Raw genomic sequence first — 13,322 nt, 5'->3', positions numbered from 1 at the left:
CAGACAGGAAAGGGGAGGCCGCATGGCCGTCGGACCGCACACGGGCCGTCGTCTGATTCTTCGCGACTCCGTGGACAACGCCGGGATCCGGGCCTTCGCCGGGGCCGAGGGATGGACCTACCGGGGGGACATCGAGCGCGATCCGGCGAACCACGCCTTCTACGAGGCGAAGTGGTCGCTGCCCGGCGGGCTGTCGGCCCACTTCGTCGCGGACGAGTTCATCGACGCCCGGTACCTGGTGGTCTCGGGTGACGACGGCGCCCGGGTCCGGGAGGTGTCGGCGCGCGTGGAGGCCGCGCTCGACGTGTGGAGCGTCGAGGACCTGGAGACCGAGTTCGACGTCTGCGTCTACCCGTTCGAGCAGGCGAGGTCGGTGCTGCTGCTGGGCGCCGGCTCCCCGGAGCGGGCGGTGGACTCCGTGGTGATGCGCGTCCTGGAGGCGCTCCGGCACAAGGACCCCCGGGTGCGGCGGGCCGCCGTCCAGGCCATGGTGTACGCCGAGTGGCCCGAGTACCGGCAGCCGCTGGCGGAGCTGGCCGCCCACGAGGCGGACCCGGAGGTCCTCCGCGAGGCGGAGATCGCCCTCCGGGTGCTGGCGGAGCGCCATGAGTAGCCCGTCCCCGCGCTACACCGACGCGCCCAGGCCGGTACGGTCCGGGCTGGTCGTCATCGACCCGCAGCGCGGCACCCCGCAGCGGATCGTCGTGCTGCAGTTCAATCCGGACAGCCTGGAGCGGTCGCTGGCCCCGCAGGCCGCGGGCGCGGACGGCGGCGGGGACCGGACGGAGGCGCTGCGGCTGAAGGGGCCGGCCGTGGAGACCTGGAAGTTCACGGCGGAGCTGGACGCCACCGATCAGCTGGAGGTGCCGGCCCCGAACGGCGTCCATCCGCAGCTGGCCACGCTGGAGTCGCTGGTGCAGCCGACCAGTGCGCAGCTGCGGGCCCATCAGGCGCTCGCCGCGCTCGGCACCCTGGAGATCACGCCGGTCGAGGCCCCGCTCACCCTGTTCACCTGGGGCGGCAAGCGGATCCTGCCGGTGCGGCTGACCGAACTCACCATCACCGAGGAGGCGTTCGACATCGACCTCAACCCGATCAGGGCCGCCGTCGCGATCGGCCTGCGGGTCCTGACCGTCGCCGACCTGCCGACCGGCCACCGCGGGGCCGAGCTCTACCTCGCGCACCTGGCGCAGAAGGAGCGGCTGGTCGGCGCCGCGGGGGACGGCCGACTGGGCTCGCTCGGCCTGGGAGGGGGGTTCCAGTGACCGTCGACCACCCTCTCGACGCGCTGCCGGCGCCCTCGCCGTACCCGCTGACCAGCCGGTACCACGGCGTTCCGGTCACGGTGCACACGGAGCCGGACGGTCGGCAGGTGCCCTGTCTGAAGCGGCGGCTGCTGCCGCGTCCGGACGGCGCGACGCCGCTCGCCGAGCACGTCGTCGGCACGGGCGACCGCCTCGACCTGCTCGCCCACCGCTACCTCGGCAGCGCCGACCAGTGGTGGCGGATCGCCGACGCCGATCCGGTGCTCGACCCACGGGAGCTGACCGCGACGCCGGGCCGGCGGATCGTCATCGCGCTGCCCGGACCGTTCCCCGGAGCACTGCCCGGATCGGCACCGGGGGCCGGCCGTGCCTGACGCCCCGGCCGTCACGGGCGCCGGACCGGTCGGCTCGATCCACCTCAGCCTGCTGATGGGCCCGCACATCCCGGTGCCGGTGCCGCAGCCGGTCACCGACGCCCTGCTGTCGGCGCAGGTCACGGTGGCCTCGGGGCAGCGCAGCGGGTTCCAGCTCGCCTTCGACCTGTCGAAGCGGGGGCTGATCAACACCGCCCTGCTGCCGGGCGGCTTCTTCGACCCCAAGATCAGGGTCGTGCTGACGGCGACCGTCACGGGCACCCCGAGCGTGCTGATGGACGGTGTGATCATCCGCCAGGAGGTCGGCATCAGCAACCAGCCGGGCCAGTCCACGCTCACCGTCACCGGCGAGGACCTGACGGTGCTGATGGACCTGGAGGAACAGGCCGGGGTGCCGTTCCCGGCGATGTCCCCGGCGGCCCGGGTGGCCGCGATCATCGGCAAGTACGGGCAGTACGGCATCGCGCCGCTGGTCATCCCCGAGCTGGTGCCGCAGACGCCGATGCCGACCCGGCGGATCGACTTCCAGAAGGGCACCGACCTCGGGTACGTCAACGAGCTGGCGAAGGCCAACGGTTACGTGTTCTACCTCGACCCCGGCCCGGTCCCCGGGGTGAGCCGCGCCTACTGGGGGCCGGAGAACCGGATCGGCGTGCCGCAGCACGCGCTGAACGTGAACATGGACGCGCTGTCCAACGTCGACCAGCTCACCTTCGCTTTCGACGGGACCGCCCGGGAGGAGCCGGAGGCCCGGATCCAGCTCCCGGCGACCAAGGTGTCCTCCGTGCTGCCGGTGCCGGAGGTGAGCATCCTGCGCCCGCCGCTGGCGCTGCGGCCGGCGCCCGCGCTGAAGAAGAAGGTCGTCGCGGACACCGCCAAGAAGGACACCACCCAGGCCGTGGCCGAGATCATCGCCAAGGCGATGCAGTCGGCGGACGCCGTCTCGGGCTCCGGCCGGCTCGACGTCGTCCGGTACGGCCATGTGCTGCGGCCGCGCGAGCTGGTGGGCGTGCGCGGCGCCGGGATCACCTACGACGGCCTGTACTTCGTCAAGAGCGTCACCCACAACCTCCAACGCGGCTCGTACACCCAGAACTTCACGCTGACCCGCGAGGGTCTGATCGCCCTCCAGCCGGCCGTCGTCCCGTAGCAGCAGCCGCCCCAGTCAGGAGTCACCGCCATGGCCGAACCGACCCGCTACCTCGGCAAGTTCAGGGGGACGGTGGTGAACAACGCCGATCCGCTCGGGATCGGCCGCATCCAGGCCCAGGTGCCCGACGTGCTGGGCGAGGCCGTGTCGACCTGGGCGATGCCGTGCTTCCCGGTGGCCGGCCCCGGCATGGGGCACTACGCCGTCCCGCCGGTCGGGGCGGGCGTCTGGCTGGAGTTCGAGCAGGGCGACCAGAGCTACCCGATCTGGACGGGCTGCTGGTACGGCGCGGTCTCGGAGGTCCCGGTGGAGGCGGCGACCGGCCCGCCGGGCGCGCCGAACATGGTGCTGGAGACCTCCGGCCGTCGGGTGATCGTGCTGTCCGACGATCCGACCACCGGGATCACCCTCCGTACGCCCAGCGGGGCCTCGATCGTGGTCAACGACTCGGGGATCCGGATCAGCAACGGCCAGGGCGCCACGATCTCGCTCGTCGGCGCCACCGTCTCCATCAACCAGGACGCCTTCAGCGTGACCTGAGCCCGCCCATCCGACACCCGACCCGACGGGAAGAGTCTCGTGCCCGGAAATCTGCTGCACGTCAACGCGACGGTGACCTGCCCGCACGGCGCCCAGGCGACCGCCCGGCCCGCCCAGGCCCGGGTGCTGGTCACCGGCCAGGCCGTCACCAGCACGGCCGACCCCTACACGGTGACCGGCTGCCCGTTCACCGTGGCCGGCAAGCCGCAGCCCTGCGTCACGGTCCGCTGGGTGGTGCCGTCCGCCCGGATCCGGGTGAACGGCTCCCCCGCGCTGCCGCGCTCCGCCGTCGGACTGTGCCAGAGCGCCGAGCAGGTCCCGCAGGGCCCGCCGGTCGTGACCGTCGTCCAGCAGCGGGCGGAGGGCGCATGAGCACCGCGGGGTACCCCGGACACCGCGCCGGTCCGGCCCGGACGGACCTGGCGTTCCCGTTCCGGATCGACAGCCGCGGGCGCACCGCCGAGGCGGCGTACGACGACCACGTCCGCGACCTGATCGAGCAGTTGCTGTTCACCAGCCCCGGCGAGCGGGTCATGCACCCGGACCTCGGCTGCGGGCTGCTCGACCTGGTCTTCGCCCCGAACAGTCCCGAGCTGGCGGCCACCCTGCGGCTGTCCGTGCAGGCGGCGCTGCAACGGTGGCTCGGCGATGTGATCGAGGTCGCCTCGCTCGACGTGACGAGCGAGGACAACGTGGTGCGGGTCGAGCTGGCGTACGTGGTCCGCCGGACCGGCTCGCGGCGCAGCGACGTGTTCGAGGGCGGGGTGGCGGCATGACCGGCGGATCCGAACGACCGACGGCCCGGTGCGGGACGCAGGCGCGGCGCGCCGATGTGCGCACGGCGCACCTGCTGGGCCTGGACGGCGCGGAGGTCGACGACGACGGGCGCACGCTGAGCGTCACCTTCCTCGGCCGGGCGCCGGACGGGCTGGGCCCGGAGAACCTCCGGGTCGACGGCGGCCGGCGGATCACCGGCCTGCGCGCCCTGGCGGTCGAGATCGAGCACGCCGACGACCCGGAGCTGGACGACCGGATGCACGTCGTCCTCGACCGGCCCGGCGACACCTCCCGGTACCGGCTGACGGTGGTCGAGGCGGACGCCCACGGCCGGCCGGGCACCCGCCCGTACCCGGGCTTCGACCCGAGGTACGCGCACACCGGCTTCTCCTTCGGCCCGGACTGTCCCTCCCCCTTCGACTGCCGTAGCGAGGAGGACTGCCCGCCCGCCGTCCGGCCCGCCCCCGTCATCGACTACACCGCCCGCGACTACGAGAGCCTGCGGCGGCTCGTGCTGGACCGGATGAGCCTCACCGCCCCCGGCTGGACCGAGCGGCACCTGCCCGACCTCGGCGTCACCCTGGTCGAACTGCTCGCCCACACCGCCGATCAGCTCTCCTACCAGCAGGACGCGGTGGCCACCGAGGCGTACCTCGACACGGCCCGCCTCCGGGTGTCGGTGCGCCGGCACGTGCGGCTGATCGACTACGCGATGCACGACGGCTGCAACGCCCGGGCGTTCGTCGCGCTGACGGCGGACCGCCCGCTCACCCTGCGGCACGGCACCTTCCGCTTCGCCGCCGTCGACGTCGGCCGGCTCGGCCCGCAGGACCGCCCGGAGCTGTCCACGGTGATCCCGGACGAGGAGCTGGACGCGCTCGCCGCGACCGCCGCCGTCGAGGTGTTCGAGCCGCTCGGCGGGGCCGACCTGGTGCTGCGCCCCGCGCACAACACCATCCGGTTCTGGACCTGGGGCGACCAGGACTGCGTCCTGCCCAGGGGCGCGACCTCCGCCACCCTGCGCGACGACTGGCACCACGCCGCCGGACCCGACGACGGCCGGCCCGGTACCGCGCGCACCCGGCGGCTGGCGCTGCGCCCCGGCGACCTGCTGGTCGTCGAGGAGGTGCTCGGCCCGCGCACCGGCGCCGCCGCCGACGCCGACCCCGCGCACCGCCAGGCGGTCCGGCTCACCGAGGTCACCCCGCTGGTCGACGAGCTGTACGAGCAGCCCCTGGTCGAGGTCGCCTGGGCGCCGGAGGACGCGCTCGCCTTCCCGGTCTGCCTGTCCGCGCACGGCGGGAGCGACTGCGGCCCGATCGAGGACGTGAGCGTCGCCCGGGGCAACGTCGTCCTGGTCGACCACGGCCGCTCCCTCACCTTCTGCGGCGGCGCCCCGGAGGCCTTCACGGTGCCGCCGGAGCCCGTCCTCGTGCCGCCGTGCGGGCCGGGTGCCTCCGGCTGCGCGGACCGCACCGAGGGCAGCCCCGCCGCCGAGGCGATCCACGCGCTGCTCGACCGGACCAGGAGCGGCCGCCAACTCGGCCCGGCGCAGGTCCGCGAGCTGGACGCGCTGCTCGGCGAGGCGGCGGTGCGGCGCGCCGGGCTGAGCGTCCGACTGGCGCCCGGGGCGGGCGCGGAGGGCGAGGACGGCGGGGGCGCCGTGGTCGAGCCGCCGACCGCCGACGCCCAGGCGGCGGCACTGGAGACGCTGCTCGACCAAACCCGCTACCCCGTCCTGCCGCGGCCCTTCCGCCCGCTGCTGCGCCACACGCCGGTCACCCAGGCGGCCGTCCACCCGGACCCGGCGCACGTCTGCGCCGGACAGGCCGGCCTGCTGGCCGCCGTCCCCGAGCGGGTCCGGCAGCGGCTGGAGGAGCTGTGGCACCGGGCGAGCCGCGGCCACGACCTGTCCCGAGCCGAACTCGCCGAGCTGACCCTGCTGTTCGGTGCCCGGGTGGTGCGCGAGCTGCGACTCGCCGAGCGGCCCGCCGCCGGACTGCGCGAACTGCTGGCCCGACGCACCCGCCTGCTCGCGGCCAAGCTGCGCCGCCTGGAGGTGCTCACCGCCCGGGCCCGCGCCGGCACGGTGCTCCGGCGCTCCGGCGTCTGGGAGGTGGCCCAGACCTGGGGCCCCCGCTACGCCGCCGGGCTCGACCCCGACTCCCCCGCGCTGGCCGGCCCGGCGGGCGCGATCGCCGTCCAGGACCCGCGCGCCGCGCTGCCCGCGGTCCGCGCCACCGCCGACGGACTGGAGTGGACGCCCCGCCGGGACCTGCTCTCCGACGGCCGGCGGGACCGGCACTTCGTGGGCGAGCTGGAGGACGACGGCCGGCTCGCGCTGCGCTTCGGCGACGGCCGCCACGGCCTGCCGCCCCGGCCCGGCGCCGAGTTGCGGGTCGCCTACCGGATCGGCAACGGCACGGCCGGGAACGTCGGCGCGGAGGCCGTCAACCACCTGGTGGTCTGCCAGGACGGGGCCCACCCCGCCCGGCCCCGGCCGCAGGACGCCGTGCTCCGGGTCCGCAACCCGCTGCCCGCGACCGGCGGCACCGAACCCGAACCGCTCGACCAGGTCCGCCAGTCGGCCCCGCTCGCGCTCGCCCGCACCCGGCTGCGCGCCGTCACCGCCGCCGACTACGCGGAGCTGGCCGCCACCCTGCCGGGCGTGCGGCGGGCCGCCGCCGAACTCCGCTGGACCGGCAGCGGCCAGGAGGTCCACGTCGCCGTCGAGCCGCACGGGCGGGCCACCGCGGACACCGCCCTGCTGGAGGCGGTCGGACACGGCCTGGAGGCCTACCGCCGGATCGGCCACGACCTGGTGGTGCGCCCCGCCCTGCTGGTGCCGCTCGACCTCGAACTGCGGATCTGCGCCCTCCCCGGCCACCAACGCGGGCATGTGCTCGCCGAGTTGCGGCGGGTGCTGGGCAACCGCGCCCTGCCGGACGGCCGCCTCGGCTTCTTCCACCCCGACGCGCTGGGCTTCGGCGACCCGGTGCGGGTCTCCCGGCTGGTCGCCGCGGCGGCGGCCGTGCCGGGCGTGCTCAGTGCCCAGGTCACCCGGCTGCGGCGGCAGTTCGGGCGGGACGACGGCGAACCGGCCGCCGGGCTGCTGCGGATCGGCGCGCTGGAGATCGCCGGCTGCGACAACGACCCCGACCGGCCGGAGAACGGCCGGCTCACGATCGTGATCGGAGGCGGCCGGTGAACGGCCAGTGCACCTGCGGCTGCTCGGGCACCGCGACCGCGACCCCGGCCCCGCTGTTCAACCCGCCCGGGCTGGAGGCCATCGGCTACCGCGTCGGCCGCTACGGGCAGTTCCTCGACAGCCTGCTCGCGCGGCTGTCGGGCCCCGCCCACCCGGCGCTGCGCGGCCTGACGGTCCGCACCCCGGACGACCCGGCGATCGCCCTGCTCGACTCCTGGGCCGTGCTCGCCGACGTGCTCACCTTCTACTCGGAGCGGATCGCCAACGAGGGCTATCTGCGCACCGCCACCGAGGAGGCCTCGCTCACCCTGCTCGGCCGGCTGGTCGGGCACCGGCCCCGGCCCGGCGTCGCCGCCGACACCTACCTCGCCTACACCCTCGACCGCGACCCGCGGGCCGCCGAGGACCCGACCGTGGTCGTCCCGCGCGGCGCCCGCAGCCAGAGCGTCCCCGGCCCCGGCGAGGACCCGCAGTCCTTCGAGACCGCCGAGGACCTCGCCGCCCGCTCGGACTGGAACGAACTGGCCGTGCTGCGCCGCCGCCCCTACCAGCTGACGCCCGGGCAGCTGAACCCCGGCGGACGGGCCGAGCTGTTCGCCGCCGGCACCGCCAACAACATCAGGCCCGGCGACCGGCTGCTGTTCGTCTTCAGCGCCGACCGGGCCGCCGACCCGGTCCACCGGGTGCTGCGGCTGGTGCCCGAGGTGCGGATCGACCGCGAGAACGACGTCACGGTGATCGGACTGCCCCGGGACCTGCGCACCCTCAAGGACCTGCGCGCCGAACTGGCGGACTGGATCACGGTCTCCGCGGACGCCCCGAACCCCAGGCCCGGGCGGAGCCGGATCGTCCGGGACTTCGACGCGCAGGTGCTGGCCCCGCTGCGCGCCGACCTCGACCTGCCGTCCGGTCCGCTGAGCACCCCGGCCGGCTTCGCCGAGCGGCTCGCCCCGGTGATCGACCGGGCCGCCGAGGCCGCCGAACTGGCCCGGTCCCAGCGGCCGGTGGCGGAGTGGTTCGGCCGGCTCGGGGAGGAGCTGACCACCCTGCGGGGCCGCGCCCACCAACTGGAGCCGCCGCAGGCCCCCGAGGATCCCGGGCCCCACCCGCCCGGTACCGGGGCCGCCGACCCGGCCGTGCGCGGACTCGGCCCGCTGCTGGCCGCGCTGCGCACCACCCCCGCCCGGCCCCCGCTCAGCGCCCGGGACCTCGCCCGCGACCCGCGGCGCCTGTTCGCGCCCGGCTCGGACCTCGGGGTGCGGCTGCTGTCCGCGCTCGACCCCCGGCTGCGCGACGACCTCTACCCCGCCTGGCGCCGGGTCGACCTGACGGCGCCGCTCGCCGTGCACGAGATCCAGGCGATGCGGGTGGTGGCCACCCCGTTCGGCGCCACCGCGCCGCTCAAGCCCGTGTACGGCGCCGACGGCCGGATCGACCGCTACGTGGACTGGCCGCTCTCCGGCAGCACCCTGATCGGCGTCCGGGTCACCTTCGACACCACCGGCACCGTGCCCGCCACCGCCGACTTCACCTACGTCGAGGCCGGCAGCCTGCTGCACAGCGGCTTCTCGCTGCCGTGGGACCACACCTTCCCGTTCGGGCCCGGCCAGGTCGAGGTGGTCACCACCGAGCCGCCGCCGCCCGACCCGCACGCCGGCGGCGAACCCGAGCAGTCCGCCGCCGTACCCGACCGGGAGCCCGGCGTCACCGCGCGGTTCCTGGCCAGGCTGCCCGAACGCACCGTCCTGGTGTCCCGCCCGCAGGCCGACGGCCGTGTGCACGTGAGGATCGACGGCGGTCCCGGCCCCGCCCTCGACCACCACCTCGAAGCGGGCCAGGAGACCACCGGCGACTCCGGCGAGCTGAACGTCCGGATGCACCGCTACGCCGCCACCGAGCAGTCCCCGCCCGCCGTCGAGGTGGTGTTCACCACCAGACTGCAGCCGGTCTCCGGCACCGTCCTGACCCTCGACGCCGTCTACGACCAGATCGCGCCCGGCAGCTGGGTGGTCGTCCAGCGCCCGCGCAAGGGGCTCGACGGCGGCGTTCCGGGCAGCCGCGACCTCGCCGAGGTCATCACCCGGGTGACCGATGTGCGGGTGATCTCCCGCGCCGACTTCGGCATCACCGGCAAGGTCACCGAACTCTCCCTCCAGCAGCCCTGGCTGGACGACCAGGACACCCAGCTCTCGCACATCCGGGACGCCACCGTCTACGCCCGCGGCGAGTCGCTGCGGCTCGCCGACGAGCCCGTCACCGAGGACGTGCACGGCGCCCGGATCGAACTCGCCCGGCTCCACGACGGGCTGGCCCCCGGCCGGCTGATCGCGGTCGGCGGCGAGCGGACCGACATCCCGCACACCACCGGCGTCCGGGGCACCGAGCTCGCCATGATCGCCGGCGTCGAGCAGAGCGTCGACCCCCGGCTGCCCGGCGACACCGTCCGCACCGTGATCACCCTCAGCGCCCCGCTCACCCACCGCTACCGGCGCGACACCGTCCAGGTCCTCGGCAACGTCGTCCGCGCCACCCAGGGCGCCACCCGGGACGAGGCCATCGGCAGCGGCGACGCCGGCCTCCCGGGCCAGCGCTTCACGCTCTGGCAGTCACCGCTCACCTGGCTGGCCGCCGACACCCCCGGGGGCGCGCGCAGCACCCTGGAGGTGCGGGTCGACGGGGTGCGCTGGCACGAGGTCGACAGCCTCGCCGGGCGCGGCGCCGCCGAGCGGGTGTACGTCACCGCGACCGCCGCCGACGGCCGCACCACCGTCACCTTCGGCGACGGCGTGCACGGTTCGCGCCTGCCCACCGGCCGGGAGAACGTGCGCGCCCGCTACCGGATCGGCATCGGCGAGTCGGGAAACGTCGGCGCCGGCCGGATCACCCAGCTCACCACCCGCCCGCTCGGCGTCTCCGCCGTCGTCAACCCGCTGCCCGCCACCGGCGGCGCCGGGCCGGACGGCCCCGGCCTCGCCAGGCGCACCATCCCGCTCGCCGTCACCGCCCTGGACCGGCTGGTCTCGGTCCGCGACTACGAGGACTTCACCCGCTCCCGGGCCGGCATCGGACTCGCCTCCGCGACCCGGCTCCCGGACGGCGGGCGCGAACTCGTCCACCTCACGGTGGCCGGGGTGGACGACATCCCGCTCACCGGCGACTCCGACCTGATCCGCACCCTGCGCTCCGCGCTCACCGCGCACGGCGACCCGCGGCTGCCGGTCGAGGTGGCGCTGCGCGAACTCGTACTGCTGATCGTCGCGGTGAGCGTCGAGGTCGCCCCGGACCACTCCTGGGAGCTGGTCGAGCCGGCGCTGCGCCGCGCCCTGCTCGGCCGCCTCGGCTTCGCCGGACGCCGCCTCGGCCAGAGCGCCCACCTGTCCGAGGTGCTCGCCACCGCCCAGGCCGTCCCCGGGGTGGACCGGGTCGACGTGGACGCCTTCACCGGCGTGCCCGGCAGCATCACCCCGGAGGGCCTGGAGCGGCTCTCCGAGCAGCTCGCCCGACCGCAGCCGCTGGTCCCCGCCCGGCTCGCCCGCTTCGAGGAGCAGCGCCACCGGGTGCGGGACCCCGCCGGGGAGACCCTCACCGGGATCGCCGCCCGCTACGGAATCCCGGTCGCGGAACTGCTGCGGCTCAACCCCTCCGTCACCGACACCCGCCCGCTGCCGCCCGGCCGGGTGCTGACCGTCTTCCGCGGCGTCCGCCCGGCCCAACTCGCCGTGCTGGCACCGAACCTGCCCGACACGCTGATCCTCAAGGAGGTCCGCGCATGACCGAGCACGACGGGCGGGACCCGGACGGCCTGCTGGAACTGCTCCCGCAGTGGCACCGGCTGCGGGACGCCGAGGCGGGCGAACCGCTGCGCGCCCTGCTGGCCGTCGTCGCCGAGCAGGTGGACGTCGTCCGCGCCGGCATCGACCAGGGCTACCGGGACTGGTTCGTGGAGACCGCCGCCGACTGGGCCGTCGCCTACCTCGGCGACCTGGTCGGCCACCGGATCCTGCCCGGCTACGAGGAGGTGCTCGCCACCGGTCTGCACGGCGGGGCCGGCCCGGAGCGGACGGCGGCCCGCGACCGGCTGGCCGCCCGGCTGGCGCCGCGGCGGGACGTCGCGAACACCGTCGCCCACCGCCGGCGCAAGGGCACGCTCGCCCTGCTGGAGGAGCTGTCCGCCGCGGTCGCCGACTGGCCGGCCCGGGCCGTGGAGCTGTCCCGGCTGCTCGGCGGCACCCAGCCGGTGCGGCTGCTGCGCCCGGACGAGGAGCCGGCCGACCGCCTGCGGCTGGGCCGGGGCCGGCTGGTCGACGTGCGGCACGGCGCCGCGCTGGACCTGCTCGGCGGGCCGTTCGACGGGCAGGCTCAGACCGCCGACGTCCGCCGGGCCGCCTCCACGCGCCGCCAGGGCGGCCACACCCCGGCCGGGGTGGCGCTGTACGTCTGGCGGCTGAAGCCGTACCCGGTCACCCGGGCGCCCGCCTACTGCATCGACCGGGCCAGGAACCTCTTCACCTTCTCGGTCCTCGGGAACGACACCCCGCTGGTCACCCGGCCCGAGCCGGAGCCCTCGGCCGGCCACCTCGCGGCGCTCGACAACGTACCGGCCCCGATCCGGCGCCGGCAGCTGGCCGAACGCCCGGCCGACCACTACGGGCCGGGCAAGAGCTTCGCGATCTGGCGCGACGGTGCCACGGAGCCGGTCCCGCCCGCCGAGATCACGGTGGCCGACCTGACCGGCTGGACCTACCGGCCCGGCCGCGGCCAGGTCGCCGTCGACCCGGTGCTCGGCCGGATCGCCTTCGGCGCCCGCACCGCCCCGCGCCGCGGCGTCTGGGTCGACTACCACTACGCGTTCGCCGACGACACCGGCGGCGGGGAGTACCCGCGCGACCGCCCGCGGGAGCGGCACCGGACGGTCTACCGGGTCGGCCCCGGGCGGCCGTTCGACCGGATCAACGACGCCTACCGGCAGTGGCGCGCCGACCAGCAGGACGGCCGGGCGGGCGGCGCCGCCGTCATCGAGATCACCCACAGCGGCGCCTACCAGGAGCAGTTGGACTTCGACCTGGCGGCCGACGACCGCCTGGAACTGCGCGCCGCCGAGGGCGCCCGTCCGGTGGTCCGGCTGCTCGACTGGTACAGCAACCGGCCGGACGCGCTCAACGTCCGGGGCGTGTGCCCGGGCGGGCGGCTGGTCCTGGACGGCCTGCTGATCAGCGGTCGCGGCGTCAACGTCACCGGCCCGCTGGCCTCCGTCACCCTGCGGCACTGCACCCTGGTGCCGGGCTGGTCGCTGGAGCCGCACTGCGAACCGCACGCGCCGCAGGAGCCCAGCCTGGTGCTGGACCACACCACGGCCTGCGTCCGGATCGAGCGCACGGTCCTGGGCGCGATCCAGGTGGTCGGCGACGAGGTGGACGCCGAACCGCTGGAGATCCACCTGAGCGACAGCATCCTGGACGCCACCGGGCCCTCGCGCCCGGCCCTCGCCGGGCCCGACTGCGTACCCGCCCACGCGCTGCTGCACGCGCACCGCTCCACCGTGGTCGGTGAGGTGCACGCCCACGCGGTGACCGTCGCCGAGGACTGCGTGTTCACCGGACGCCTGCGGGTGGCCCGCCGCGCGCTCGGCTGTCTGCGGTTCTGCTACGTCCCGCCGGGCTCGCGCACCCCGCGCCGCTACGCCTGCCAGCCCGACCTGGTGCGCTCGGCGGTGACCGAGCTGGTCGAGCGCGGCGAGCTGGACCCGGCGGCGGCCGCCCGGCTGCGCGAGGTGGAGACCGCGCGGGTCCGCCCGGTGTTCAGTAGCCTCCGCTACGGCACCCCCGACTACGGCCGGTTCGCCGCCGGGTGCGCGCCGGAGATCACCCGGGGCGCCGAGGACCGCTCCGAACTCGGCGTCTTCCACGACCTGTTCCAGCCCCAGCGCGAGGACAACCTGCGGGCGCGGCTGGCCGAGTACACGCCGGCCGGCACCGACGCCGGCGTCTTCTTCGTCTCCTGACCCGCCC

General features: G+C 75.8%; 10 protein-coding genes. All 10 read left to right on the top strand.

Annotated features, from left to right (window positions below; all coding sequences use genetic code 11):
* Positions 1-22 precede the first annotated feature (22 nt).
* The 10 genes from ACFU74_RS08800 to ACFU74_RS08755 are packed head-to-tail and all read left to right on the top strand — an operon-like array spanning position 23 to position 13,315.
* Positions 23-613, top strand: coding sequence for a HEAT repeat domain-containing protein (locus ACFU74_RS08800; RefSeq protein ID WP_380753933.1), 591 nt, complete (start codon positions 23-25; stop codon positions 611-613).
* Positions 606-1,265 carry a hypothetical protein gene (locus ACFU74_RS08795; protein ID WP_380753930.1) on the top strand — a complete coding sequence of 220 codons (660 nt, stop codon included), beginning with the start codon at positions 606-608 and terminating at the stop codon, positions 1,263-1,265. The genes ACFU74_RS08800 and ACFU74_RS08795 overlap by 8 nt, the downstream gene beginning before the upstream one ends.
* Complete coding sequence (locus ACFU74_RS08790) at positions 1,262-1,639, top strand: hypothetical protein (protein ID WP_380753927.1); 378 nt, start codon at positions 1,262-1,264, stop codon at positions 1,637-1,639. Before ACFU74_RS08795 ends, ACFU74_RS08790 begins: the two co-directional genes overlap by 4 nt.
* Positions 1,632-2,789: a hypothetical protein gene (locus tag ACFU74_RS08785; RefSeq protein WP_380753924.1), complete on the top strand. Its 1,158-nt coding sequence runs from the start codon at positions 1,632-1,634 to the stop codon at positions 2,787-2,789. Before ACFU74_RS08790 ends, ACFU74_RS08785 begins: the two co-directional genes overlap by 8 nt.
* Before the next feature lie 30 nt (positions 2,790-2,819).
* Positions 2,820-3,329 carry a phage baseplate assembly protein V gene (locus ACFU74_RS08780; protein ID WP_380753921.1) on the top strand — a complete coding sequence of 170 codons (510 nt, stop codon included), beginning with the start codon at positions 2,820-2,822 and terminating at the stop codon, positions 3,327-3,329.
* A 39-nt stretch (positions 3,330-3,368) separates the two neighbouring features.
* Entirely contained in the window at positions 3,369-3,701 is a 333-nt protein-coding gene (locus ACFU74_RS08775; RefSeq protein ID WP_380753918.1) for a hypothetical protein, read from the top strand.
* On the top strand, positions 3,698-4,105 hold the full coding sequence (locus tag ACFU74_RS08770) for a GPW/gp25 family protein (protein ID WP_380753915.1): 408 nt from the start codon (positions 3,698-3,700) through the stop codon (positions 4,103-4,105). The genes ACFU74_RS08775 and ACFU74_RS08770 overlap by 4 nt, the downstream gene beginning before the upstream one ends.
* A complete protein-coding gene (locus ACFU74_RS08765) occupies positions 4,102-7,314 on the top strand; it encodes a putative baseplate assembly protein (RefSeq protein ID WP_380753912.1) in 3,213 nt (1,070 codons plus the stop codon). The genes ACFU74_RS08770 and ACFU74_RS08765 overlap by 4 nt, the downstream gene beginning before the upstream one ends.
* Positions 7,311-11,087 carry a putative baseplate assembly protein gene (locus tag ACFU74_RS08760; protein ID WP_380753909.1) on the top strand — a complete coding sequence of 1,259 codons (3,777 nt, stop codon included), beginning with the start codon at positions 7,311-7,313 and terminating at the stop codon, positions 11,085-11,087. The genes ACFU74_RS08765 and ACFU74_RS08760 overlap by 4 nt, the downstream gene beginning before the upstream one ends.
* Complete coding sequence (locus ACFU74_RS08755) at positions 11,084-13,315, top strand: hypothetical protein (RefSeq protein ID WP_380753906.1); 2,232 nt, start codon at positions 11,084-11,086, stop codon at positions 13,313-13,315. The genes ACFU74_RS08760 and ACFU74_RS08755 overlap by 4 nt, the downstream gene beginning before the upstream one ends.
* Positions 13,316-13,322: the final 7 nt, after the last annotated feature.

The sequence above is a fragment of the Kitasatospora sp. NPDC057500 genome (genome assembly GCF_042802195.1).
GTDB lineage: Bacteria > Actinomycetota > Actinomycetes > Streptomycetales > Streptomycetaceae > Kitasatospora.
Note: the sequence above shows the minus strand (reverse complement) of the source record. Positions and strands in the feature narration are given on the sequence as shown.